The sequence below is a fragment of the Kitasatospora sp. NPDC053308 genome (genome assembly GCF_055585785.1).
Genome location: NZ_JBVJJY010000004.1, coordinates 259,875 through 284,300, shown reverse-complemented (window position 1 = coordinate 284,300; position 24,426 = coordinate 259,875). Strand labels below are relative to the sequence as shown.

The 24,426-nt window shown below is 74.0% G+C and carries 19 protein-coding genes; 14 read left to right on the top strand and 5 right to left on the bottom strand.

Translation table 11 applies throughout. The features are described from left to right. Window positions 1-80 precede the first annotated feature (80 nt). The gene (gene dnaE, locus ACZ6Y7_RS11880) at window positions 81-3,635 is read right to left on the bottom strand and encodes a DNA polymerase III subunit alpha (RefSeq protein ID WP_465757742.1); all 3,555 of its coding nucleotides are present in this window, start codon (window positions 3,633-3,635) and stop codon (window positions 81-83) included. Window positions 3,636-4,312: 677 nt separating this feature from the next. Here dnaE and ACZ6Y7_RS11875 point away from each other — a divergent pair. The 11 genes from ACZ6Y7_RS11875 to ACZ6Y7_RS11825 all read left to right on the top strand — a co-directional run bounded on the left by ACZ6Y7_RS11875 (window position 4,313) and on the right by ACZ6Y7_RS11825 (window position 14,570). Further along, a complete protein-coding gene (locus tag ACZ6Y7_RS11875; protein ID WP_465757741.1) occupies window positions 4,313-5,134 on the top strand; it encodes an SDR family NAD(P)-dependent oxidoreductase in 822 nt (273 codons plus the stop codon). A gap of 91 nt (window positions 5,135-5,225) precedes the next feature. Continuing rightward, window positions 5,226-5,300: a 50S ribosomal protein bL37 gene (locus ACZ6Y7_RS11870; RefSeq protein ID WP_465758021.1), complete on the top strand. Its 75-nt coding sequence runs from the start codon at window positions 5,226-5,228 to the stop codon at window positions 5,298-5,300. Window positions 5,301-5,478: 178 nt separating this feature from the next. Beyond that, complete coding sequence (locus ACZ6Y7_RS11865) at window positions 5,479-7,161, top strand: serine/threonine-protein kinase (protein ID WP_465757740.1); 1,683 nt, start codon at window positions 5,479-5,481, stop codon at window positions 7,159-7,161. Window positions 7,162-7,426: 265 nt separating this feature from the next. Then, window positions 7,427-8,443: a beta-ketoacyl-ACP synthase III gene (locus ACZ6Y7_RS11860; RefSeq protein WP_465757739.1), complete on the top strand. Its 1,017-nt coding sequence runs from the start codon at window positions 7,427-7,429 to the stop codon at window positions 8,441-8,443. Window positions 8,444-8,607: 164 nt separating this feature from the next. Beyond that, on the top strand, window positions 8,608-8,892 hold the full coding sequence (locus ACZ6Y7_RS11855) for an acyl carrier protein (RefSeq protein ID WP_465757738.1): 285 nt from the start codon (window positions 8,608-8,610) through the stop codon (window positions 8,890-8,892). 47 nt (window positions 8,893-8,939) lie between these two features. Continuing rightward, on the top strand, window positions 8,940-9,980 hold the full coding sequence (locus ACZ6Y7_RS11850; protein ID WP_465757737.1) for an alpha/beta fold hydrolase: 1,041 nt from the start codon (window positions 8,940-8,942) through the stop codon (window positions 9,978-9,980). A gap of 56 nt (window positions 9,981-10,036) precedes the next feature. Continuing rightward, window positions 10,037-11,029, top strand: a complete 993-nt coding sequence (locus ACZ6Y7_RS11845) for a beta-ketoacyl-ACP synthase 3 (RefSeq protein ID WP_465757736.1) — start codon at window positions 10,037-10,039, stop codon at window positions 11,027-11,029. Between the two features lie 59 nt (window positions 11,030-11,088). Then, window positions 11,089-11,322 (top strand): acyl carrier protein, encoded by a 234-nt coding sequence (locus ACZ6Y7_RS11840; RefSeq protein ID WP_465757735.1) that lies wholly within the window; start codon window positions 11,089-11,091, stop codon window positions 11,320-11,322. Then, a complete protein-coding gene (locus tag ACZ6Y7_RS11835; RefSeq protein WP_465757734.1) occupies window positions 11,319-12,278 on the top strand; it encodes an alpha/beta fold hydrolase in 960 nt (319 codons plus the stop codon). Before ACZ6Y7_RS11840 ends, ACZ6Y7_RS11835 begins: the two co-directional genes overlap by 4 nt. A gap of 57 nt (window positions 12,279-12,335) precedes the next feature. After that, window positions 12,336-13,586: a glycosyltransferase gene (locus ACZ6Y7_RS11830; protein ID WP_465757733.1), complete on the top strand. Its 1,251-nt coding sequence runs from the start codon at window positions 12,336-12,338 to the stop codon at window positions 13,584-13,586. Window positions 13,587-13,727: 141 nt separating this feature from the next. Beyond that, window positions 13,728-14,570, top strand: a complete 843-nt coding sequence (locus ACZ6Y7_RS11825) for a siderophore-interacting protein (RefSeq protein ID WP_465757732.1) — start codon at window positions 13,728-13,730, stop codon at window positions 14,568-14,570. 140 nt (window positions 14,571-14,710) lie between these two features. On the opposite strand, the gene ACZ6Y7_RS11820 is transcribed toward ACZ6Y7_RS11825, so the two are convergent. Together ACZ6Y7_RS11820 and ACZ6Y7_RS11815 are read right to left on the bottom strand one after the other, a co-directional pair. After that, the gene (locus ACZ6Y7_RS11820; protein WP_465757731.1) at window positions 14,711-15,481 is read right to left on the bottom strand and encodes a hypothetical protein; all 771 of its coding nucleotides are present in this window, start codon (window positions 15,479-15,481) and stop codon (window positions 14,711-14,713) included. Beyond that, window positions 15,465-16,742, bottom strand: coding sequence for a hypothetical protein (locus tag ACZ6Y7_RS11815; RefSeq protein ID WP_465757730.1), 1,278 nt, complete (start codon window positions 16,740-16,742; stop codon window positions 15,465-15,467). Before ACZ6Y7_RS11815 ends, ACZ6Y7_RS11820 begins: the two co-directional genes overlap by 17 nt. 362 nt (window positions 16,743-17,104) lie before the next feature. On the opposite strand from ACZ6Y7_RS11815, the gene ACZ6Y7_RS11810 reads away from it, so the two are divergent. The 3 genes from ACZ6Y7_RS11810 to ACZ6Y7_RS11800 all read left to right on the top strand — a co-directional run bounded on the left by ACZ6Y7_RS11810 (window position 17,105) and on the right by ACZ6Y7_RS11800 (window position 21,066). Then, entirely contained in the window at window positions 17,105-18,508 is a 1,404-nt protein-coding gene (locus ACZ6Y7_RS11810) for a cytochrome P450 (protein ID WP_465757729.1), read from the top strand. Between the two features lie 116 nt (window positions 18,509-18,624). Next, entirely contained in the window at window positions 18,625-19,758 is a 1,134-nt protein-coding gene (locus tag ACZ6Y7_RS11805; RefSeq protein WP_465757728.1) for a terpene synthase family protein, read from the top strand. Window positions 19,759-19,929: 171 nt separating this feature from the next. Continuing rightward, on the top strand, window positions 19,930-21,066 hold the full coding sequence (locus ACZ6Y7_RS11800) for a terpene synthase family protein (protein ID WP_465757727.1): 1,137 nt from the start codon (window positions 19,930-19,932) through the stop codon (window positions 21,064-21,066). Window positions 21,067-21,156: 90 nt separating this feature from the next. Here ACZ6Y7_RS11800 and ACZ6Y7_RS11795 read toward each other — a convergent pair whose 3' ends face one another. Together ACZ6Y7_RS11795 and ACZ6Y7_RS11790 are read right to left on the bottom strand one after the other, a co-directional pair. Continuing rightward, a complete protein-coding gene (locus ACZ6Y7_RS11795; RefSeq protein ID WP_465757726.1) occupies window positions 21,157-22,371 on the bottom strand; it encodes a saccharopine dehydrogenase family protein in 1,215 nt (404 codons plus the stop codon). Between the two features lie 84 nt (window positions 22,372-22,455). Beyond that, window positions 22,456-24,159 carry a CocE/NonD family hydrolase gene (locus ACZ6Y7_RS11790; protein WP_465757725.1) on the bottom strand — a complete coding sequence of 568 codons (1,704 nt, stop codon included), beginning with the start codon at window positions 24,157-24,159 and terminating at the stop codon, window positions 22,456-22,458. Window positions 24,160-24,426 lie beyond the last annotated feature (267 nt).

The following is a 24,426-nucleotide window of genomic DNA, read 5'->3' as shown; positions in this document are numbered from 1 at the left end:
GCTCCCTCCTTCTCTTCCCCTTCTTTCCCCGGTTCCCTCCCCCCCCCCCCCCCCCCCCCCCCCCCCCCCCCCCCCCCCCGCTACGCGGTGCCCGCCCAGGCGCGGTTGCCGAGGAGGGTCTTGATGTCCGAGGCGAGGCCGTTGTCGGGGTTCACCTGGTAGCCGAGCTCGTAGAGGGTGTCCTTGTCCCAGTTGGTGGTCAGCAGGCGGACCGGGACGTCGCCCGGGTGGGCCTGCAGGGCGAGCTTGAGTTCGGCGACGGTGTCGGGGGTGATCCTGCCGAGGGGGACGGTGATCTGGACGGGCGGCTTGGTACCGAGTTCGGCGGAGGAGACGTCGAGGGTGGTGATCTCCTGGCCGAAGATGCTCAGTGAGCCGTCGCGTTCGTTGAGGCGGCCGCGGACCGAGATCACGTTGTCCTCGACCATCTGATCGGCCATCAGGTTGTAGGTCGCGGGGAAGAACAGCACCTCGACCGAGCCGTCGCGGTCGGCGAGGGTGATGATCGCCCAGGCGTTGCCGGCCTTGTTGATGCGCCGGTCGACACCGGTGATCAGACCGGAGAGCCGGACCTCGCCCTCGGAGCGGCCGGAGCCGAGGAGTTCCGCGATCGACGTGTCGCGGTTCTGGGAGAGGATGTGCTCGGCGCCGTCGAGCGGGTGGCTGGAGACGTAGAGCCCCAGCATCTCCCGTTCCAGGGAGAGGAGTTGGCGGCGCGGCCACTCGTTGTCGGTGAGCTGGAAGTCGAGCCCGATCGCGGGGGCGTCGTCGCCGCCGGTGAGGGCGCCGAACAGGTCGTCCTGGCCGATGGCCTGCTGCTTCTTCAGCCCGGTGACGGCGTCGATCGCGCTCTCGTGCACGCTGCTCAGCGACAGGCGGGTGTGGCCGAGCGAGTCGAAGGCGCCCGCCTTGACCAGGGAGTCGACGGTGCGCTTGTTGCAGACCACCAGCTCGACCTTGTCCAGGAAGTCCGCGAAGGAGGTGTACTTGCCCTTCTCCTTCCGGGTCCTCACCAGCGACTCGATCACCGGTACGCCGACGTTGCGCACGGCCTTGAGCCCGAACCGGACGTCGCTGCCGACGGCGGTGAAGTCGACCACCGACTCGTTGACGTCGGGGGAGAGGATGCGGATGCCCATCTGCCGGCACTCGGCCAGGTAGACCGCCATCTTGTCCTTGTCGTCGGCGACGGACGTCAGCAGGGCGGCCATGTACTCGGCGGGGTAGTTCGCCTTCAGGTAGGCGGTCTGGTACGAGACCAGGCCGTACGCCGCGGAGTGCGACTTGTTGAAGGCGTAGCCGGCGAACGGGACGAGGACGTCCCACACGGCCTGGATGGCCTCGTCGGAGTAGCCGCGCTCCTTGCAGCCCGCGTGGAAGGGGACGAACTCCTTCTCCAGCACCTCCTTCTTCTTCTTGCCCATCGCGCGGCGGAGCAGGTCGGCCTGGCCGAGCGAGTAGCCGGCCAGCACCTGGGCGGCTCGCTGGACCTGCTCCTGGTAGACGATCAGCCCGTAGGTGGGGCCGAGGACCTCCTTGAGCGGCTCCTCCAGCTCGGGGTGGATCGGGACGATCTCCTGCTGGCCGTTCTTGCGCAGGGCGTAGTTGGTGTGCGAGTTCATGCCCATCGGGCCGGGCCGGTATAGCGCCGAGACGGCGGAGATGTCGGCGAACTCGGTGGGCTTCATCAGCTTGAGCAGGGCGCGCATCGGACCGCCGTCGAGCTGGAACACGCCGAGGGTGTCGCCCCGGGCGAGCAGCTGGTAGGTGGTGGGGTCGTCGATCGGGATCTTCTCGATGTCGACGTCGACGCCGCGGTTGGCCTTCACGATCTTGATGCAGTGGTCGATGATGCCCAGGTTCCGCAGACCCAGGAAGTCCATCTTGATCAGGCCCATGGCTTCGCACGACGGGTAGTCGAAGCCGGTGATGATCACGCCGTCCTTGTCCCGCATGTGCAGCGGGATCAGGTCGAGCAGCGGGGTGGAGGAGAGGATGACGGCGGCGGCGTGCACGCCGGTGCCGCGGATCAGGCCCTCGATGCCCCGGCCGGTGTCGATGATCTTCTTGACGTCGGGCTCGTTCTCGTACAGCCCGCGGATCTCGGTGCCCTCGTTGTAGCGGGGGTGCTTCTCGTTGAACAGGTCGGCCAGCGGGACGCCCTTGCCCATGACGTCCGGCGGCATCGCCTTGGTGATCCGGTCGCCCATCGAGAAGGGGTAGCCGAGGATGCGGTTGGCGTCCTTCACGGCCGCCTTGGCTTTGATCGTGCCGAAGGTGTTCACCTGCGCCGTGTACGCGGCGCCGTACTTCTCGGTGACGTAGCGGACCATCTGGTCGCGCTGGCGGTCGTCGAAGTCGATGTCGACGTCCGGGGGGTTGATGCGCTCGGGGTTGAGGAAGCGCTCGAACAGCAGGTCGTGCTCCAGCGGGTCCAGCTGGGTGATCCCGGTCAGGTAGGCGACCATCGAGCCGGCCGCCGACCCTCGGCCGGGGCCGACCGGGATGCCGTTGTCCCGGCCGTACTGGCAGATGTCGGCGACCACGAGGAAGTAGGCGTCGAACCCCATCGGGGTGATCACGCCCATCTCCAGCTCGATCCGGTCCAGCACCTCCTGGCCGGGGTTTTCGCCGTAGCGGTGCTTGAGGCCGGCGGCGATCTTCTGGCGCAGGTACGACGCCTGGGTCTCGCCCTCGGGCACGTCGAACTGCGGCATCCGGTCGACGTAGGTGAAGACCTCCTCGTACGACTCCACGCGCTCGGCGATCGCCAGCGTGTTGTCGCAGGCCTCCGGCAGCTCGCGGAAGAGCTCGCGCATCTCCGCGGCGGTCTTCACGTAGTAGCCGGTGCCCTGGAACTTGAACCGGTTCGGGTCGTCCTTGTTCTTGCCCACGCCGACGCAGAGCAGGCTGTCGTGGGCGTCCGCCTGGTCGGCGGTCACGTAGTGCGAGTCGTTCGTGGCGAGCAGCGGGATGTTCAGCTGCTTGGCGAGGCGCAGCAGGTCCTGACGGACGTCCTGCTCGATGGCGAGGCCGTGGTCCATCAGCTCCAGGAAGTAGTTCTCCTTGCCGAAGATGTCCTGGTAGGCCCCGGCGGCCTTGACCGCCTCCTCGTACTGGCCCAGCCGCAGCCGGGTCTGCACCTCGCCGGAGGGGCAGCCGGTGGTGGCGATGATGCCGCCGGCGTTGGCGGCGATCAGCTCGCGGTCCATGCGGGGCTTCATGTAGTAGCCCTCCATCGACGCGAGCGAGGAGAGCTTGAAGAGGTTCCGCAGGCCGGTCGCGTTCTGCGCCCACATGGTCATGTGGGTGTAGCGGCCACCACCGGAGACGTCCTTGCCGCCCTCGCCGTCGGCCCCGGTCGGACGCTGGCCGCCGGGGGACCAGAACACCTGCTTCTTCAGGAAGCGCGAGCCCGGGGCGACGTACGCCTCGATGCCGATGATCGGCTTCACGCCGGTCTTGGCTGCGGCGTGGAAGAACTCGTAGGCGCCGAACATGTTGCCGTGGTCGCTCATCGCGATGGCGGGCATGCCCTGCCGCTCGGCCTCGGCGAACAGCTTGCCGTTCTTGGCGGCCCCGTCCAGCATCGAGTACTCGGTGTGGACGTGCAGGTGGGCGAAGCTGTCGGACACGGGGAGACACTCCTGGCGGCGGGGGAGGGAAGCCACCCACGGTAGCGGTTCGGCGCGCGCGACTCGCCACGGGGGCGGGGAAGTCCGGCGGTTCGAGGTGATCCGCGTGCGGCGCCGGGGGATCCCTGATAGGCGACCGCCCGCTCGGTCGAACGCCCCGCCGAGGGGTGCGCCGCGAGGACCGCCGAGGGACGGGCCGAGAGGACCGCCGAGGGGCGCGCCGAGAGGACCGCCGGGGGTCCGCCGCCCTGGCGAGCACGCCGCCGGGGGGCCCGCCGACCCTTCGGCGTCAGGGTTTCGTCAGGAGGGCTGGCCGGGCTTGCTCCGGGAGGCCGGGCCGACTTTGATGGACGGCATGAACCGCTCGACACGCCACCACGACCGCCCGCCGCATCCGCGGCCGCGGGTCGTCGCTGTCGCGGTCCTCACCGCGGTCCGGTAGCACGGGAGTTCTGCCCGCCGAGCTCGGACCCGGACGAACTGACGCCGTTCCGGCGGGAGTTCGGTCCTCCTTCCGGCCACCAGCCCCGGCGCGACGCCGCGCGGCCGTCCACGGACGCCGCAGGGCCGGTGAGCCCCTCAACGCAGCACCACGTCCGCACGGCACCGGCACCCGCCGGGCGCGCCCTCGTGCCCGGCCGGCACCCCGGCCGTGCCCTGTCACCCCTGGATGGGTCATGTCCGACGCTGTTCTGTCCGCCCGCACCGCCCTCGTCACCGGCGCCTCCGCCGGCATCGGCTGGGAGACCGCCCGCCTGCTCGCCGGGCACGGCGCCACCGTCCTCGTGCACGCCCGGACGGCCGCCGAGGCCGGGGACGCCGTCGAACGACTGGTCGCGGCCGGCGCACGGCGCGAGCGACTCGTCGAGCTCGCCGCCGACTTCACCCGCCTCGCCGAGGTCGCCCGGCTGGCCGGCACGGTCGTGGCGCACCACCCGGCGCTGGACCTGCTGGTGAACAACGCCGCCGTCCTGGCGCCCGAGCGCTGCACCCTCACCGACGACGGCAACGAGGTCTCGCTGCAGGTCAACTTCCTCGCCGCGCACCTGCTCGCGAAGCTCCTGCGCGCCCCGCTGGCGGCGGCCGGCGACGCCCGGATCGTCAACGTCTCGTCCTCCCTGCACCGCACCGCCTCGATGAACTGGTCCGACCCGCACCGGGTGAAGAAGTACTCGCGGCTCGCCGCCTACGCGCAGTCGCAGCTCGCGCTCACCATGGACACCCGCGACATGGCCCCCGACGGGTCCGGCATCACCGCCGTCAGCCTCAACCCCGGCCAGTGCGACACCGCGCTGCTCCCGCTGTACGGACGGGTCGGAGCGCCGGCGGCCGAGGGGGCGGCGGCCGTCGTCCGGCTCTGCCTGCCGGAGACGGCGCTGGTCAACGGCGAGTACTACGACGGTGGCGACCTCGCCCCGACCGCCGCGATCGCGCAGGAGGAGCGCTCGCAGCGCCGCCTCGCCAAGCTCGCCGACCAGCTCGTCGGCCGCGCGGCCTGAGCCGGAGCCGGAGCCGACCCCACCACCTGGCCCGGGCCCGACCCGACCACCTGACCCGACCAGCCGACCCGTACCGAGGAGAACGCACCCGATGTCCAAGCGAGCCCGCAAGAAGAGGTCCCGTCGCAAGAAGAGGGCGAACCACGGCCGCAAGCCCGGGCAGTAGCCGACGGGCCCGCCCGGTGGCGCGGGCGGGCACGGGGCCGCGGTGAAGGCGCCGGCGTCGCCGGGCGGGCCGGGGGCGCCGGCTCCCGCGGGGCCCTGCCGGGCGGTCGACCCGGGCGCCGGACGGATGCCCGTCGGCGCCCCTATACTCCGGGTGCGCGCTCGGTCGAGGGGGAGACATGCAGATAGTCGTCATGGTGGTGCCGCTCCTCCTCCTGCTGGTGCTGCTGGTGGTGCGGGTGGTGACGCTTCCCGTGCTGCTGTGGGTGCAACGGGCGACGCGGCAGCGGGCGGCGGCGGCCGTGGGGGCGGGCGCGGCGGTCAGCCGAGTGCCGTTCATCGCGGCGCCGGCGGTGGGGCTGGCCTTCGCGGCCGGGGTGGAGGCCCTGCTGTTCCTCGGCGACTCCCACACCCACCGGATCCTGCGGGAGCCGATCGACACCGACAACGCCCGCTACCTCCGCATGGACTCCCACCTGGCCCTGCAGACGGCGAGGCTCTGGTACCTCGTCCCCGTGATCTCGGCCCTGCTGCTCTGGCTGCTGTTCTGGTTCCTGACCCAGCGCAACCTGATGACCGTCCGGATGCCGGCGCAGGTCCGCTCGGCTCCCGCCACCTGGCGCCGGATCCACGGCATGCTCGCCCTGCGCGCGCTGCTCGGCGCGTTCGCGCTGCCGTACTGGCTGGTCTTCGCCGTCCTGCTCTTCCAGATCGGTGCGACCGTCACCAGCAGGCGGCACGAGCCGGTCGTCCCCGCGTCGGGTGCCGGCGGACCGGCCGCCCCGCCGCCCGCGGCGGCCCCGGCCACCCCGCCGCCGGCGCACGCTCCGGTGCCTCACGCTCCGGTGCCCCACGCTCCGGCCCAGCCCGCGTCGGCACCGTACGTTCCGACGCAGCACGTCCCGGCCGGCCCGCCGGTGCAGCGGCCCGCGCAGCCGCCCCACCAGCCGTTCGTGCCGCCCGTCGGGCAGCCGCTCAGCCCGCACGAGCCGCGCACCATCGGCGGCTACCAACTGCTCGGCCGGATCGGCTCGGGCGGCATGGGCACCGTCTACCTGGCCCAGCGGCAGGGCTCGGCGACGCAGGTCGCGCTGAAGACGATCAACCTCGAACTCCTCGGCGACACCGAGCTGTTGCGGCGCTTCCAGCGCGAGTCCGAGGTGCTCGCGATGGTGCCGGGCGCCTACACCGCCCGGGTGCTCGACGCGGGCGTCGACGCCGGACGGCCCTACCTCGCCATGGAGCTGCTGGACGGCCGGCCGCTCGACGCCCACCTGCGCGAGCAGGGGCCGATCCGCTCGGCGGAGGCGCTGCGCTCCCTGGCCCTGGCGCTCGCGGTGGCGTTGTCCGGCGTGCACCGGCTCGGGCTGGTGCACCGGGACCTCAAGCCGGCCAACGTCATGCTGACCACGGCCGGCCCGCGCCTGCTCGACTTCGGCATCGCGGCGATCGTGGACGGCACCCGGCTCACCATGACCGGCGGCGGTCCCGGCACCCTCACGTACATGGCGCCGGAGCAGTTCGGTGACGAGCGGGTCGGCACGGCGGCGGACGTCTGGGCCTGGGCGTGCTGCGTGGTGTGCGCGGCGCACGGCGCCAGCCCGTTCGCGGCGACCAGCACCGGCGCGGTGATCCGCCGGATCGTGGAGACCGGCCCCGAACCGGCCGCGATGGCGGCCGTGTTCGCCCTGGACCCGGCGCTCGCCGCCGTCGTCACCCGCGCGCTGGCCCTCGACCCGGCGCGGCGCCCCGCCGACGGCACCGCCCTGCTGGCCGCCCTGGCGCAAGCCCAGCCGGGCGCCCCGGACCCGGCCGCGCTCCACGACCGGATCACCCGGGGCTGGCAGACCCTGGCGCTCTGACGCGTGTCTCAGGAGGCGGCGGATCCCGCGCCGGCGGCGCTCACCGGTGCGGGGAGTCGGCGAGCGGAAGGGACCGGACGGTGTCGTCGCGGTCGTGCCGCCGGTCGGCGGGCGGGGCGTAAACCCGGATGCGGCCGGACGGCGTAGCGAACACCCCCCGGTGGTGTGAGCGGCGGGGCGAGTCCGTCCGACAGGGGGCTTCGTCGCCCCGGGTGACGGGAGACTCCTGGAGGTTTCGACCCGCAACGACCTTTTCCAGGGGGACGTGTTGTCAGCTTGCCCGGCCGCAGTGGTCATCGGGACGGGGTCCCACCTGCCGTCCCGCGTGGTGCGCAACACCGACGAGCCCTTGGCCCTGCTGGAGACCGACGACGAGTGGATCCGGTCGAGGACGGGGATCGAGGCGCGCCGCTGGGTCGGGCCGGGGGAGAGCACCGGGGACCTCGCGGTGCGGGCCGGTCAGCGGGCGCTGCGCAGCGCGGGTGTCGCGACGGTGGACCTGGTGGTGGTGTCCACGACCACCCCCGACCACCACTCCCCGGCGACGGCGCCGTGGGTCGCGGCGCAGCTGGGCCTCGGTACGGTGCCGGCCTTCGACCTCGCGGCGGCCTGCTCGGGCTTCGTGTACGCGGTCGCGGCCGGCGACGCGTGGATCAGGGCGGGCGCGGCGGAGACCGTGCTGCTGATCGGTGCGGAGACCCTGTCGACGATCACGGACACGGCGGACCGGGGGACGGCGGTCGTCTTCGCCGACGGCGCCGGGGCCGTCGTGCTGCGCCGCGGGACCGTCGACGAGGCCGGCGCGGTGCTGGCCACCCGGTTGGGGAGCGACGGGACGCAGAAGGACCTGGCGGTCATCGCCGCGGGCGGGGCCCGGTGGCCGGACGCCCGGCTGGCGGCGGGGCACGGGGCGCGGTGTCTGCGGATGCAGGGCCCGCAGATGTTCGCGCACGCGGTGCGGCGCATGACGGAGGTGTCCCGGTCCTCGCTGGCGGCGGTCGGCTGGGAGGCGGAGGACGTCGAGGCGTTCATCGGGCACCAGGCGAACCAGCGCATCCTCGACAAGGTGGCCGACCTCGTCGGGGTCCGCCCGTCCGCTCGGCTGGGGAACATCCGCGAGGTCGGGAACACCTCCTCCGCCTCGATCCCGCTGGTCATGGACGACGTGGTGCGGCAGAAGTCCGTCGGCGCGGGGGCCCGCTCGCTGCTGACCGCCTTCGGGGGCGGCGCGGTGTGGGGCGCGGTGGCGATGACCTGGCCGGACATCCCGCCGGTGGCCTGACCGGCTGGTGGCCTGACCGGCTGGCTTCCTGACCGGCTGGTCTCCTGACCCGGCGGATCCGGACCCGGACCCCGACCGGAACGCACGTGCCCCGGAGAGCACGGGCACCCAGAACGCACGCGACCGGGAAGGCGTGCACCCGGAACAACGGAAGGCAGAGACCCATGGACGTGTTCGACCGGCGACCGCTGGACTTCATCACCGGCTACCTGGCGCAGGCCTTCGACGTGCCGCCGCAGGAGCTGACCCCGGAGGTGTGCTTCTCCGACCTCGCGCTGGACTCCATCGCCCAGGTGGAGCTGTTCGTCACCCTCTCCGACCACTACGGCGTCCAGCTGGACGACGCGTACGCGACCGGCAGCCTGACGCTGCGGCAGACCGCGGAGCTGGTCGAGGCCGCGCTGGCCGACGCGGGCGCCGCCCCGCAGCGGGTGGCCGCGCGCGGCTGATCGGTTCGGGCCGGGCCGTCGTGCCCGTCATCGGTTGGAGGAGAGGCATGAGCGAAGTGACCGTCCGCAGGCTCACCCACGAGGGGGCGTCGTTCTCGTACCAGGTGGTCCGGGCCGCCGCCACCCCGTCGATCGCCCCGGTCCTCGCGATCGGGGGAGTGCTGCAGGGCATGAACGGCTGGTCCGTCCTCCAGCGGCACGTCCTTCCCTTCGGGGACCTGGTGTCCGTGGACCTGCCGGGCGCGGGCGAGTCGACGCCGCTGCGCCCGGACCAGGGGATGGAGACGATGTGCGAGGTGGTGGAGGCCCTGCTCGACGACCTCGGGGCCGACCGCGTCAACCTGCTCGGCTACTCCTTCGGCGCCGCCGTCGCCCACCGCTGCGCCCAGCGCCGCCCCGAGCGCGTCGCCCGGCTCGTGCTCGGCGGCACGCCGGTGCGGATCAGCGACCAGCTGACCGCCCTGTGGGGGCGCGGCGCGGAACGGATGGCGGCCGGCGACGCCGAGGATCTGGTGGACGTCCTCATGGAGATGTTCCTGTGCCCGCAGGGCCGGGCACCCGTCCGCAACCGGGACGTCGTCCACCGGCTGGTGCGGCGGCTGACGTTGCGGGCCGTGAGCGGCACCGCCCACGGGTTCACCACGATGGAGCGGTCGGTGCTGGAGAACCTGGACCCGGTGGGCCGGCTGGACGGAGTCCCCACCCTCGTCTTCTGCGGGGAGCACGACACCATCAGTTCCGCGGCCGAGCAACGGGAGTTCGCCGCCACCATCGGGGACTGCCGGTTCGTCGTCATCCCCGAGGCCGATCACTGGGTCTTCCTGGAACGGCCCGGGGAGGCGGCGGACCTGGTGATGCGCCACTTCACGGGTCTGCCCACCACCGCTCTGCCCACCACCGCTCTGCCCACCACCGCTCTGCCCACCACCGCTCTGCCCACCACCGCTCGGCCCACCACCGCTCGGCCCACGACCGCTCTGCTCAGCACCGCTCTGCCCACCACCGCTCAGCCCCGTCTGCCCGCGGACCCGGCGCCACCGCCGTCCGTCCCGTGCGCGCCCGCAGCCGTGACCGCGACGGCCGACTGAACGGCTCCCGATCACCGCGGCCCCCGGCCGCCCAGGAAGGCTCTCCAGGAGGGGACTTGACGCACACCGTGCTGTGTGGACTCGGCAGCTGGCTCCCGCCGACGGTGGTGGACAACAGCCAGGTCATGACACCGCAGACGGCCGCCTTCGTGCACCGCCGCATCGGCATCGCCCAGCGGCGCCGGGTCACCCCGGGCACCGCCACCGTCCACCTCGCGGCGGAGGCGGGCCGCCGTGCCCTCGACTCGGCCGGGGCGGGCGCGGTCGACGCGCTCATCCTCGCGACCACCACGCCCGACCGGCTCTGCCCCGCCGGTGCCCCCGAGGTGGCGTCCCTGCTCGGCCTCACCGGCATCCCCGCGTTCGACCTCAACGCCGGTTGCTCCGGCTTCCTGTACGCCTGTGAACTCGCCCGGGGGCTGATCAGCTCCGCGAGCGCGCGCAGCGTGCTGGTCATCGGCGCGGAGAGCGCCTCGGCGATGGTCGACCCGGACGACCCCACCACCGCGCCGCTGTTCGGCGACGGCGCCGGGGCCGCCGTGCTGCGGGCCGCCGGACCGGGCGAGCCGCCGACCTTCGGCCCGACGGTGTGGGGCAGCGACGGCACCATGGCGGACATCATCGCCATCCCGGCCGGCGGCGCGCGCCAGCGTCTGCCCCTCGACAAGCGCGGCGAGCTCTTCCTGCGGATGAGCGGCAGCGACGTGCTGAAGCAGGCCGTGCGCCGCATGAGCGACGCCGTACGGGAGGCGGTCGCGGCCGCCGGCTGGACCCTGGACGAGGTCGACGTCCTCGTCGCCCACCAGGCGAACGCGACAATCATGCGGGCGGTCGCCGCCGACCTGGACTTCCCGGTGGAGCGGATGCCCACCAACATCGAGACCGTCGGCAACACCGCCGCGGCGTCGGTGCCCCTGCTCCTGGCCCAGGCGGCCGCGCAGGGCACCCCGGCCCCCGGCCAGCGTGCCGCCCTGGTGTCCTTCGGCAGCGGCCTGTCCTGGGCCGCGACCACCGTGACCTGGCCGGAGCGCCTCGTCCTCCGCCCCTGACACCACCTCATCCTCCGCCCCTGACACGCCACTCGGGAGGGCCCGGTCCCATGCCGGACATGCTCACCACCGTCATCCACGTCCTCACCCACAAGGCCGCGTTGCCCGCCGGTCCGGTCACCCCCGGGGCGACCCTCGCCGAAGCGGGCGTCGACTCCATGGCCGTGGCCATCCTCGCCATGATCCTGGAGGAGGACCACGGCCTGGTCATCCGGGAATCCGACCTGTCCGCCACCTCGACGATCGCCGAGCTGGCCGCGTTCATCGAGGACCACCGGCGGGCCACCGCATGACAGCCCCGCCCCGCACGGTCACCACCGCGGCGGACCACCTCGTCCCCTGGCGGGGCGCCACCTACCCCTGCCGGTTCGTCACCCCCGGCACCGGCCCGTCCGCGGCTCCGCTGCTGGTGCTCGGCGGCGGCCTGCAGGACCGCCGTTCCTGGGCGCGCCTGGAGCGCCACCTCGCCGACCGGCACCCGCTGCTCATCCCCGACCTGCCGCCCGCCCGCACGCCCGGGCGGGAGCACGCCGAGCTCGGCTGGGACGACCTGACCGATGCCGCGCTCCGGGCCGCGGACCACCTCGGGATCGAACGGTTCGCCGCCCTCGGCGTCTCCTCCGGCTACCCGGTCGCCTACCGACTCGCCCAGCGCCACCCGGCCCGGGTCAGCCACCTGATGATCTTCGGCGCCGCCCCGCGCGCCGGAGCCCGCCTGACGGCCCTGATCCGCGAGGGACTGCGACGGGAGGCCGCGCTCCGCGGCCAGGAGGCCGGGGACGCGGCCCCCGCCGAACAGGCGGAGCGTCCCGGGACGCCCCTCGACTCCCACCGGGAAGCCGCCGAGCGACTGGTCGGCCTGCTGACCAACCCCCGGGCCGGGAGGCAGGTCCTGGAGATCCGCGCCGCCGCGCGGGTCCTGCTGAACCAGCTGACGTCCTCCCCGCACGACCCGCTCGTCCGCTACGTCCGCGAGCGCGGACACCTGCTGCTCGACGCCGGCCTGCTGCCGCCCGGCGGAATCCGGCACACGCCCGCGCTCGTCGGGGTCGGCGCACACGACACCATCACCGGCGTCGACGACAACCGGGCCGTCGCCGCCACCATCACCGACGTGACCTTCGCGGTCATGGACGGCGCCGACCACCTGCTCCACATGGAACGCGACGGCGACTTCGCCGACCTGATCAGCCGCTTCCTGGACGGGCGGCCGCTGACCACGCCGGGCACCACCGTCCTTTGCCCCTGAGCCCCCGACACCCCGGCTCCCGCCCGACACCCCTGCCACCCGGAAGCACCGAGCCACGTGAACCCACCACCGGACGGCGCGCCGCGCGTCCTCCTCGCCACCTGGGGCACCACCGGCGACATCGCCCCCTACACCGGCCTGGCCCTCGGGCTCAGGGACGCCGGCCTCCACGTCACCGTCGCCACCTCCCGCCGCCACGCGCCGCGCTTCGCCGAGCACGGCCTGCCCGTGCGCAGCATGCCGCTCGACCACCAGGAAGCGCTGATGGCCCGGCCCAAGCCGTGGCGCGAACGGCTGCGCAACGGCCAGGACATCGCCGGCACGGCGGCGCGCACCCTGCTGGAAGCAGCCGACGAGGGGGCGGACGTCCTGCTGGCGCACCCGCTGCTGCACCCGCTCTGCGCGGTCATCGGCGACGGGCTCGGCCTGCCCTGCGTCGGGGTGTACACCGTCTCGCACGCCATGGTCCTCCCACGGCTGATGTCCGCCCTGCCCTGGAGGCAGCACCTCGCCGCCGACACCGCCGCGAAGGCGCTGCTCCACCCGATGTACGCACCCGCCCTCGCCCAGCTGGCCGGCAGCCTCGGGACGCCGGTCCGGCAGGCGACGCGCGTGCTGCGCACCCTGCGCGAGCGGCCCGTCCTCTACGGGATCAGCGACGCCCTCCTGCCGCCCGGCTTCCCCCTGCCCACCGGGCACGTGACCACCGGGTACTGGCCGGCGGCCCGCCCGCCCGGCTGGCGGCCCGACGCCGGGCTCCGGGACTTCCTCGACGGCGGACCGGCCCCCGTCTACTTCGGCTTCGGCAGCATGAACCGGATCGACGGTGAGCACCTCAGCCGCGCCGTCGTCAGCGCCGCCCGGAGGCTGCGGGTGCGCGCCGTCGTCCAGTCCGGCTGGGCCGGCCTCCGGGCGGAGGAGGCGGAGGACGTCCTCACCATCGGCGAATGCCCGCACGACTGGCTCTTCCCCCGGGTACGGGCCGCCGTGCACCACGCAGGCCCCGGAACCACCCACGCCTCCCTCGGCGCGGCCACCCTCACGCTGCCCGTCCCCGTCCGGGTGGACCAGCCCTACTGGGCGTCCCGGCTGACCGCCCTCGGTGCGGCGCCCGCCGCCCTCCCGCTGCGCCGCCTCACCGCCGACCGCCTCACCCGCCTCCTGCGGCGGTCCCTCCACCACTCCGACCACCGCCTCGCGACCGACCGGCTCGCCACCGGGATCCGCGGGCAGGACGGGGTCCAGGGCGTGGTGACGCGCCTTCGGGCGCTGGGGCGTCAGGACGGGGTGTCGGGAGGGATCTCGTAGGGGGCGGACCCGGGCCGGATCCGGACGCGGTGGCCGAGCGCTGACCGGCCTCGCCCGGGTGAATCCCGCCGCGGACCGGACCTGCTAACTTAGGCAAGCCTAACCAGGCGATCGATCCGACCGCATGACCGGGGGGACCCCATGACCGATCAGCCGACCCGCAGGACGCCGCGCGCCCGAGAGACGCGGGTGCTGCGCACCGAACGGATCACGCCGCACATGGTGCGCCTGGTCCTCGGCGGCGAAGGGCTGGACGACTTCGACGCCACCGCCTTCACCGACCACTACGTCAAGGTGCTCTTCGCGCCGGCGAACGTGGCCTACCCGGAGCCGTTCGACCTGGCGCGGATCCGCGAGGAGTACCCGCGCGAGCAGTGGCCGGTCACCCGCACCTACACCGTGCGGGCCTGGGACCCGGTGCCGCGCGAACTGACCCTCGACTTCGTCGTGCACGGCGACGAGGGCCTGGCCGGGCCCTGGGCCGCCCGGGTGCAGCCGGGGGAGACGGTGCGCATCCTGGGCCCCGGCGGCGGCTACGCCCCGGAGGCGGACGCCGACTGGCACCTGCTCGCCGGCGACGAGAGCGCCCTGCCCGCGATCGCGGCGTCCCTGGAGCGGATGCCGGCCGGGGCCGTGGTGCACGCCTTCATCGAGGTCGCCGACGCCGCCGAGGAACAGAAGATCGTCTCGCCCGCGGCCGTCGAGCTCACCTGGCTGCACCGCGGCGACCGCCCGGTCGGCGAGGCCCTCGTCGAAGCGGTCCGCGCGCTGGAGTTCCCCGCCGGGACGGTGTCGGCCTTCGTCCACGGGGAGGCGGGCTTCGTGAAGGAGCTGCGGCGCCGACTGCGCCTGGAACACGGCGTTCCGCGCGAGCGGCTGTCCGCCTCGGGCTACTGGCGGTTCGGCCAGGACGACGAAGCCTGGCGGGCGGCCAAGCGGGAGTGGAACGCCCAGGTGGAAGCCGAGCAGGAAACGGCCGGCTGATCCCGGATCAGGCCCGCGGGCTCGGAGCCCGGCGGTCGGCTGCCGGGGTCCGAGCCCCTGCTCGGCGCACCGTCCCGGAGCCGTGCGGGAGGCCTGCCCGGGTCGCCGGCCGGGTGAGCCGCTAGGGGCGGACGGGCGGGTCAGACGGGCGGTAGTAGATCGCTCTCGCTGACGGTGTACGCCAGCGGGGGGTAGCCGAAGTCCGTCTCCTGGTTCTCGCGGCGCCGCAGCCGGTAGAACTCCTGCCGCTGCTCCTCGTCGGCGGCCAGCAGGCGGGAGCCGTCGGGGAGGTACGGACGTCCGTCGCGGAAGCGCACGACGGTCTTCGAGGTCCGGAAGGTCACGCCCAGCCATGCGTTGTCCGCCGCCGGGGCGGGCGCGTCCAGCACGATCCGGTGCCGGAGCCGCCGGTTGGAGTCGACCGAGAACGCCACGACGCCGTGGTCGTGGAGGGGGACCTCGAAGGTCTCCCCGTCGTCCCCCTTCGACTCGAAGACCAGCTTCCTCGGCGGGCCCGCATCGGGATCCCGGTAGCAGGAGAAGACGGCGATGAAGGACCCGTCGGCCAGGTCGAGGGCCTGGTCGGAGTGGCCGCCCATGGTGCGGTAGGCGTTCGTGTAGGTCTCGACGAGGGCGTTGTTGAAGCCGACCGGAAGCGCAGCGCCGTCCCGGACGCGCTGCGCCAGCCGCTCGTGCACGGCCCGGAACCGCTGCGCCGGGGTGCCGTACCGGGTGGTCGTCCGTACGAGGGGCGTGCCACCCGCCTCGTCGACCCTGGTGAGCACCGCGCCCCGCCGGCCCTTCCCCACGTCCTCCCAGCGGGTCGCCGCGGTGAGCTCCGCGAAGAGGTCGCCCTCGCGCGGCAGGGCGTAGCGGAGGACCTGGTCCGACATGCTAGACGCGGGGGGCACGGTAGTCTCCCGTGTTCATGCTGAAGAGGAGTTCCTCGCCGTAGTCGATGAAGGCCGAGGTCCGGTTCTCCTCGGCGTACAGCCTGCGCAGCTCGTCCATGCCCTCCGGTGTGGGCGGCTCCAGCCGCGCCAGGCCGCCGCCCGTCTTGAGGAAGGTGCGGCCGTCCTTGTGGACGGCTTCGGCGCTCGAACAGCGCACCACGTACCCCAGGCGGGTCGGCAGCACGGCGGCGTCCAGCGCACTGGGCCGGATCTCGTGCGTGTACAGGCGGTTGGTCGACAGCGGCATGAAGAAGACCGAACCGGGATAGAGCGTCACGGTGAACTGCGCGGGCAGGGCGGCCCCGTCGAACTCTGCGCTCGGATCCTTGAGACGGAAGTGGAGCCTGGTCAGCCCGCTGGTCCTCCGCACCCCGTAGTCGAAGGAGTCCTCGGCCAGCGGCTGCAGCTTGTCGAGCCCGTCGTAGAAGGTGCAGAAGGCCATGATGCCGTTGGCGGGCATGTCCTTGGTCTTGTCGGCATGCGACGCGATCCTGGCCTTGGACTGCTTGCGCTCCGCGGTGGCAGAGGTGTTGTGGTAGATCTGCGCGAGGACGTGGTTCAGCGGCGCGTGGTTCCGGAAGACGGCGGCGGCCTCGCGGTTCAGGGCGTCGACGATGTCGGTGTCGGTCGGGCGGAAGCCCTCGGTCGGCCCGGAGAGGTTCGTGGAGCACCGGAGCAGACGGAAGTGCAGTTCGTCCCCGTCCTGGGTGACGGGCGTCAGGTAGATTCCGCTGCGATGGGCCTTTCCGGGCTTGTCGGACTCCGTCAGTGACTGGAATTCGTGCTCCACGCTGATCCGTCCGAAATGGTCGCCGTCGAGTCCGAAGAACCGGCGGTAGAGCACGCCGACACCGTGCACCCGGACCGGAACCCGGCCGGGGCCGACCACGGGCCAACGGCCGTCGGCGCCGTCGGCTCCCCCGGCGTATCCGGTTCCCCCGGCTCCGGCGTCCTCGGCGCCCAGGTGACCGGGTGGCGGCTCGCCGATGACGAACACCCGCTCGGCCGAGTGTAGTTGGCGCTCGCTGGCCTCGGATGCGCCGCCGTACAGGTAGACGGTCTTCCCCGTGAGGTCCCGCTCACCGGCGGCGAGCTCCTCCGGCGTGATCACGGAGCCGAGGAATTCCCTGGCGAGGTCGTGGTCGTGCAGCCGCGAAGGCGCGACCAGGACGTGGCCCGCGTCCTCGATGCGGGCTTCTGCCGGCGCTGTGGTGTGCATCAAACCGTACCCGTCGTTCGCAGATCCTGGCGGATTGCTCGAAGTCCTGGACAAGGCAATGGTCCGTCCCCTTCCGTCCGCCTGACGTACGCGAACGGAAAGCGCCGGACCATCGAGGCTCGATGCTCTCACGGGGCCCGACGCCGGGCAACGGCCTTTCGCCCCGCGGGCGCCCCGGGCCGACGGACGGCGGACAGCTCGTGACAGTCCGCGTCACGGCGGCTGGAAACGGTCCCGAGACATATTTTCGGATCGCTTCCGGGCTTCTCAACTCCCCAGGCCGACTGCCAGATTGACTGCCCCCCGGACGGCGGGCACCTCCCGCCGGCTCCGGACCTCCGCCCTGCGTCGAACGGGGAGACATGACGGTACCCACCGCGAACACCACGACGACCACCACCACGACCCACCGCTTCGCCCGGGCGGCGGGCGCCCTCCCGGTGCTCGGGCACGTCCCGGCGCTCTTCCGCCATCCGCTGCCGTTCCTGCGCTCGCTGCCCGAGCAGGGCGAGCTGGTGGAACTCCGGCTGGGGCCCCAGCGGGCGGTGATGGTCTGCACCCCCGAGCTGTTCCACCACGTGCTGACCGACACCCGGCACTTCGACAAGGGCGGGCCGCTCTTCGACAAGCTGCGCTGGTTCCTGGGCGACGGGCTCGGCTCCACGCCCCGCGACGTGCACCGCAGGCAGCGGCGGCAGCTCCAACCCGCGTTCCGGCCGGACGCCTTCGACTGCTACCTGCCGGTGATGCTGGAGGAGATCCACGCCACCGCGGGAGGCTGGCGGGACGGCGGCGTGATCGAGGTCGAGGAGCACGCCTACCGGCTGATCGCCAGGATCATCACCAGGACGATGTTCTCCGCGGACGGCCCCTCGGCCGCGGTGGCCCGGATCGCCGCCGTCTACCCGGACTTCCACCAGGGCATCGGCCGGCAGATGCGCTCCCCGTTCCGCTGGCTCGACCGGGTGCCGACCCGGGCCAACCGCCGGTTCCGGCACGCCTGCCGCACCGTGAGCGCGGAGGTCGACGGCGCGATCGAGGAGCGCCGGGACGGCGGCGGACCCACCGGGGACGGCGGCGCCCAGGACCTGCTCGCGCTGATGATCGGGGAGGGGCTGACCGACCGGGAGATGCGCGACCAGGTCGTCACCATGCTCACCGGCGGCATCGGCACCTCGGCCTCGGCACTCGGCTGGGCGCTGCACTTCCTCTCCCGGGACGAGGAGTTGGCCGACGCCGTCGCCCGGGAGGCGCGCGCCGTCCTCCCCGCCCGGCGGCTCCCGGGCGCCACCCCCGCCGACGTCACCCTGGCCGACGTCAGGCGGCTGGACCTCGCCCGCCGCGTGGTGGCGGAGACGCTCCGCTTCTACCCGTCCGCCTGGTTCTACAGCCGCACCGTGACCGCGCCCGTGTCGCTGGCCGGGGTGCGGCTGCGCCCCGGCACGGCCGTCCTCCTCTCGCCCTACCTCCTCCACCACCGCCCCGACCACTACCCCGACCCCGAACGCTTCGACGTCGACCGCTGGTCGCCCGCCCGTCAGGCCGAGCACCCGCGTCAGGCCTACGTCCCCTTCGGCACCGGCTCCCGCCAGTGCATCGGGGACGTCTACTCCCTGACCGAACTGACCCTGGCCGTCGCGATCGTGACCTCCCGGTGGCGGCTGGAACCGCCGCCCGGGCCGCTGCCCGCGCACCTGGTCGAGCCCCGCCCGTGGACGGTGATCCACCCGGCCCCGCTGCGCCTGCGGCTGCACGGCCGCCCGTGAACCGCACCGGCGCCGGCGCCGGCACCGGACCGGACCGGCGCCGGACCGGCACGGAACACACGGAACCGCACGGAACCGCACGGAACCGGACCGTCCCGAAGGAGGCTGAGACCCGTATGACGACCCCCCGCACCGTCCCCCTCGACCTGCGCCTGCTGCCCGACCCCGACCACGCCCTGTACCGGCTCCCCGCCCGGATGTCCCCGCACCGCGAGGAGTTGGAGCGGCTCATCCTGGAGTGGGCCGACCGCTACGGCCTGGTGGACGGGCCGCGCGCCCGACGGCGGCTCGCCGACACCCACCTGGGCGAGCTCATCGCCCGCTGCTACCCGCACCTGCGGGCGGAGCGACTCGCTCCGCTCGCCGGCTGGTTCACCTGGGCCTTCGTCATCGACGACCTGTACGACGGCTGCGCCGCGGCGGAGGCCGCCGACCACACCCGTACCACCCTCCGGATGCTCGCCGCCCTCTCGCTCCGGCCCAGCGAACCGGCGCCGGCCGGGGACGCACGGCCGGCCGGGGACGCGCCGGTGACCCCGGACGCGTCGGCGGGCGGGGACGCGCCGCCGGCCGGGGACGCGCCGCCGCTCGCGGACGAGCTCGCCGAGGTCTGGCGGCGCCTGGCCGGCCGGCAGAGCACCCGGTGGCAGCTGCGCTTCATCACCCACATGGGGCAGTTCCTGGACGCCTTCCGCTACGAGGCGGTCAACCGCGAGCACCGGCACGTCCCCGCGCTGAGCGGCTACACCCAGCTGCGCCGGGCCTCCGGCGGCATCACGCCCTCGCTGGACCTGCTGGAGTACGCGGCCGGCCTGGAGGTGCCCGCCCTGCTCCACGAGTCCGAGCAGCTGCGCACGATGGTCACCAAGGCCTCCGACGTGGTCGTCTGGGTCAACGACGTGCTCTCCTTGCGGAAGGAACTCGTCGTCGGGGAGGTGACCAACGGCGTGCTCGCGGTGAGCCGGGAGTTCGGCTGCGGGCTCCAGGACGCCGTCGACCACGTGTACCGCAAGGTCGCCCGCGACGTCGACGCCTTCCTGCGCGCCGAGGAGTCGCTCCTCGCCCTCTGCGGCAGCTGGTACGGCCTGGGGGAGGCCGACCGGGCCGCCGTCGGCACCTTCGCGGACGGCATGAAGGCCTGGATGCGCGGCAACCTGGACTGGGGGGTCAACTCCCGTCGCTACGTGGAGGTCGACACCCTCCGCCTCAGCCGCAACCCGGATCTGCTCGACGGCCGCGCCCGGGCCTGACCCCGGGAGGGTCGGGGCCGTCGGGTGGACGGCATCGCGGAATCGGGGGCGGGGGCGCATCGGCTGGGCTCGACGGTCGTTGGTCTGTCATTGCGTGAGACCACTCACGCCGCGCGCCGGTCGAGGATCATGCCTCGGTCGGCGCGGGTCCTTTGTCCGAGGAGCCGACCGGTGACTGACCTCCACCGCCGCGTCCCGCAGCAGCGGGAAGCCGTACGCGCCGACCTGAGCATGGACGCGCTCGCCTTCCTGAGGCGGCACGGCCTGCACCCCGCCCCCGAGGCGTACCTCGCGCACGGGTACGTGGACCTCTGCCTCAGGGCCTGGCCGACCGCCCGCAGCGCCCCCTTGAGCCTGGCCACGCGCTGGGCCCTGTGGACCTGGACCACCGACGACCGGCTGGACGGGGACCTCCGCACCGCCCCGCCGGAGGCGATCGAGCGGTTCACCCGGTCCTTGCTGCGCGTCGCCGCCGAGAGCGCCGGGCCCGCACCCGAGGACCATCCCGCCGTCCACGCGCTGGCGGAGCTGGTGCGGCAGACCCGTGCGACGATGCCCGACTTCTGGTGGCAGCGCTACCGCGAGCACCTGGACGCGTGGATCGTCGCGGCGCGCGACAAGCTGGTGCACTACGTCCAGCCGGGCCGGACGCCCACGCTGCGCGAGTACCTGACGATCCGACCGGCCGACGGGGGCATGCTGCTGGCCGCCATGTGGTGCGAACTCGCCGAGCAGTGCGTCACGCCGGACTGGAGCGACCCCCTGGTGCGCGATCTCCTGGACGCCTTCTCGACCTGCGGGATCCTCGCCAACGACCTCGCGGGCGCGGGCGCCGGCGACACCGATGGCGACGGCGACGGCGGGGACGGGGGCGACGGCGAGACCTTCAACGCGGTGGCCGCCCGGATGGCCGACGGCCGGCTCTCTGCGGCGCAGGCCCGGCGGGACGTCAGCGGACGGCTGGAGGCGGAGGAACGGCGCTTCCGCTGGCTGTACTCGGCGGTCAGCAGCGGCTTCCCCGCCGGCTCCGGCTCGGGCCCGGTTCCGGGCTGGGGTGCCGCCGCGGGCACCACGGGAGGCGTGGTCCTGGACACCGGTCGCTTCGCGTTACTGCTCGACGGGTTCCGGGTGGCCCTCACCTCCTGGACGGGCACCAGTTCCCGGTACGCGTCCGCGTCCGCGTCCGCAGCCCCCGCCGGCGCCCCGGTCCGGGCGCGCGGACTGCGCGGTGTCCTCGGCTCGCTCCGGCTGCGCAGGAGGCGCGGCACGGGCACGCGCGGCGGCGGCGTCCGGGCCGGCACCCGGTGAGCGGCGGGCCCTGGGCCGGCACCCGGTGAGCGGCGGGCCCCGAGGCGGTTCCCCGGGCGGGCGGTCCTGAGCCGTTCCGCGGGGCGGCCCCTACCGGCCGGGGGCGGTCGTGGGCCGGGTGTCCAGGACCCGGAAGGAGAGGCCGGCCGCGATCAGACGGTCGATCAGCGGCCGGCCCATCGCAACCGCCGTGGTCAGCTGCCCGGCCACCGGCGGCAGGTCGTCGTAGGCCAGGCAGAGCGCCGACTCCGCCAGCATCTTGGCGGTCTCCTGGTAGCCCGGGTCGCCTCCGGAGACCTCGGTGAGGACGGTCGGCCCGCCCTGGGCCCGGGCCACGAAGCGGACGGCGAACCAGGCGCGGGCCCGCTGCTCGGCGCTCGGGCCGTCGCCGGGCTTGCGCAGCCGGCCCAGGGCGCGTCGCAGCACGGGGAGTTGGGCGGCGACGGCGACCGCCGCCACGGTGGCGATGCCGCCGAGGGCGATCGGCAGCCGTCGGACGGCCGCGTAGTGGGTGTAGCCGAAGTCCGGGCCGTACGCGTCCAGGGCGGCGGCCGAGCGGGACACCACCTGCGGGTCGATCGTGGGCATCGGCACCGCCCAGGCCCGGGCCGTCCGCGAGCGGTGCGGGCGGCCGGTGGGGGTGCGGACCAGCCGTCCCTTGGGGCGGGGTTCGGCCGCCCGCCGGGCCCGGGCGGCCCGGGCCATCGCGCGCGGTCGGGAGAAGGCGGTCATCGCGGAGGCGAAGGTGCCGCCGGAGATGGTGCCGCCGGCGCGGACGAAGCCCTCGACCGAGACCCGGCCGGCGGGGCCGCCCCGGCGCAGCAACTCCTCGACGGTGAACAGCACGCCGAGGTCGTGCGGCACCGAGTCGAAGCCGCAGGCGTGCACCAGTCGCGCGCCGGTGGCGACGGCGCGCTCGTGGTGGCGGAGGTACATCCGGTCGACGAACTCCGGCTCGCCGGTGAGGTCCACGTAGTCGGTGCCGCTGTCCGCGCAGGCCGCCACCAGCGGCTCGCCGTGCCGCAGGTAGGGGCCGACGGTGGACACCACCACCCGGGCGGAGGCGGCCACGGCGCGCAGCGCCTCGCGGTCGGCGGCGTCCGCGACCAGCAGCGGGAGGTCGGCGCAGCGCGGGTCGGTCTCCGCCAGCCTCGCCCGGACGGCGGCGAGCCTGCCCTCGTCGCGTCCGGCGAGCGCCCAGCGGCAGCCCTCGGGCGCGGTGCGGGCGAGGTACTCGGCGGTGAGCCCGCCGGTGAACCCGGTGGCACCGAACAGGACCAGGTCGTACGGGCGGGCCTCGGCCATCAGCAGTCCCTACTCGCGGGTGATCGACTGCGTCACGCTAGGAGAGTGGCGTGGCACTGTCAACGGTTCCGGGCCGAGGGTGGTTCAGCGGACCGGCAGGGCGAGCTCGGCGGGGTCGTCCGGGGTCGAGGCGAAGGTCACCGTGCTGCCGAGCGGGGTGGTGCCGCCGTAGAGGGCGTCGCGGGTGCCGAGGACCAGGGCGAGGCGGTGGCCGGGCGGGACGTCGTACGCGGTGGCGAAGAGGGTGACGTCGAGCGGGAAGGGCCGGCCGGGGGTGCGTCCGCTCCAGCTCTGCGGGCCGTGGGAGAGCAGCCGGCCGACGCCGAGGGCGTCCACGTCGTAGAGGTAGGCCACCGCCGTGCCGTCCGGACTGGTGGAGCTGACGGCGGTGTGCAGGCGGGCCGCGCCCCGGACGGAGAGGCCCTGCGGGTACGGCTGGGACTGCCAGACGGCGGCGGCCGGGCGGGCGAGCAGCGGGATGACGGCCGTGGGCGGCTGGTGCAGCACCTGGTCGGCCGTGCCGGAGAGCAGGGCGACTCCGGCGTGCGCGCCGGAGGGCAGGTCACCGAGGACGGTGCGGCGCCACGGGCCGGCGGCCGGGTCGCCGAGGGTGTCGGCGCCGACGGCCAGGTGGTCGGTGCGGGTGGTCACCGACTGCCAGTCGGGGTGGCTCTCGTGGCGGCCGGTGGGGCGGACCTCCAGGTCGACCGCCAGGCGCCGGCCGGTCCCTGCTCCCGCGTCGGTCCCTGTTCCCGCGTCGGTCCCTGCTCCGGCGTCGCTCCCGGCTCCGGTGTCGGCCCCGGTGCCCCTGAGGTACCGGTCGAGCCAGGACCGGGCGCTGCTCCAGGCCGCGTTGGAGAGGCCGAGCAGGCCGGTGAACTCCTGGCCGGCGTGGTCGCCGGGGCGCAGTTCGAGGCGCTTGGGCACCGTCAGCCGCTGGTAGAAGTCGGTGATCTGGCCGGGGTTGAAGAAGCTGTCGCCCCAGGCGTTGGCGAGCAGGACGGCGGTGCCGTTGGCGTTGATCCGGTCCAGGTAGCGCGCCGGGGAGCGGGTGTCCGCCCAGCGGATGACGTCGGGCAGGTCGCGGTCGGCGAAGAGGTCGTCGAGCACCCGGGCGAACTCGGGGCTCTTGCGGCCGGTCGGGGCCTGGATGCCGGCGAGCACGGCGGCCGCCTGGAGGTGCCGGGTCTGCCCGCTGTACAGCGAGTCGGTGAGGTCGGCCCAGCCGCTGAGCGAGGCGACGGCCTTGATCCGCGGGTCGAAGGCGGCGCCGAGCAGGGTGAGGCCGCCGCCCAGCGAGAGGCCGACCATGCCGATCCGCTGCGGGTCGGCGGGGGTCCGGGTGAGCGCCCAGTCGATCACCGCGGAGATGTCGGCCACGTCCTTGGGCCCGGCCACGTCGACCTCGCCGCCGGACGCCCAGAAGCCGCGCACGGTGTAGGTGACGACGACGTACCCGGCGTCGGCGAGGGCGTGGCCCTGGGCGACGTACTCCAGGTCGTTCTGGCCCCAGCTGGCCGGCTGCACCACCAGCGGGTAGCGCCCCTGCGGGTCGGCGCCCGGGGTGCCGGGGGGCGGGGTGAAGACGTCGGCCTTGAGGACGACGCTGTCCTGCGCCGGGATGTCGGCCAGCCGGAACGAGCCGGGGCCCGGCGCCGTTCGGGCCGCTCCGGCGGGCTGAGGGACGGCCACGGCGGGTCGGGCGGCCGCGCCGGTGCCGAGGGCGACCACCGCGGCGAGCACCACGCTCGCCGTGCGCCGTGCGCTGTTCCGCCTGGACCGTTCCATCGCTGCTCCCCACCCTCCGCCCCGCGCTGACCTCGGATCATGCGGCGCTGTGATCGTTCGTCCGGGGGAGCGTAGCGATCTGACGACCTTTCAGGGGAGGGGGTGATCAGCCAAATTACTGGCCGGTAATGTTCCGGTCGCGCGGCCGCCGGACCCGTGCTGCCGCGGGCGCTGGCCGGCGGGAACCGGAACGTGCGGGTGGGCGTTGCTGGCTGAGGACACCCGGCTGTCGCGGCCGGCAGGCACGCGGCGGGGTGGCCGGTCCGA

What these genes read in the sequence shown, in the direction of transcription:
- ACZ6Y7_RS11875 (WP_465757741.1), top strand. Translation starts at nt 4,313, where the DNA reads ATGTCCGACGCTGTTCTGTCCGCCCGCACCGCCCTCGTCACCGGCGCC.
- ACZ6Y7_RS11865 (WP_465757740.1), top strand. Translation starts at nt 5,479, where the DNA reads ATGCAGATAGTCGTCATGGTGGTGCCGCTCCTCCTCCTGCTGGTGCTG.
- ACZ6Y7_RS11855 (WP_465757738.1), top strand. Translation starts at nt 8,608, where the DNA reads ATGGACGTGTTCGACCGGCGACCGCTGGACTTCATCACCGGCTACCTG.
- ACZ6Y7_RS11850 (WP_465757737.1), top strand. Translation starts at nt 8,940, where the DNA reads ATGAGCGAAGTGACCGTCCGCAGGCTCACCCACGAGGGGGCGTCGTTC.
- ACZ6Y7_RS11840 (WP_465757735.1), top strand. Translation starts at nt 11,089, where the DNA reads ATGCTCACCACCGTCATCCACGTCCTCACCCACAAGGCCGCGTTGCCC.
- ACZ6Y7_RS11835 (WP_465757734.1), top strand. Translation starts at nt 11,319, where the DNA reads ATGACAGCCCCGCCCCGCACGGTCACCACCGCGGCGGACCACCTCGTC.
- ACZ6Y7_RS11825 (WP_465757732.1), top strand. Translation starts at nt 13,728, where the DNA reads ATGACCGATCAGCCGACCCGCAGGACGCCGCGCGCCCGAGAGACGCGG.
- ACZ6Y7_RS11815 (WP_465757730.1), bottom strand. Translation starts at nt 16,742, where the DNA reads ATGCACACCACAGCGCCGGCAGAAGCCCGCATCGAGGACGCGGGCCAC.
- ACZ6Y7_RS11810 (WP_465757729.1), top strand. Translation starts at nt 17,105, where the DNA reads ATGACGGTACCCACCGCGAACACCACGACGACCACCACCACGACCCAC.
- ACZ6Y7_RS11805 (WP_465757728.1), top strand. Translation starts at nt 18,625, where the DNA reads ATGACGACCCCCCGCACCGTCCCCCTCGACCTGCGCCTGCTGCCCGAC.
- ACZ6Y7_RS11795 (WP_465757726.1), bottom strand. Translation starts at nt 22,371, where the DNA reads ATGGCCGAGGCCCGCCCGTACGACCTGGTCCTGTTCGGTGCCACCGGG.
- ACZ6Y7_RS11790 (WP_465757725.1), bottom strand. Translation starts at nt 24,159, where the DNA reads ATGGAACGGTCCAGGCGGAACAGCGCACGGCGCACGGCGAGCGTGGTG.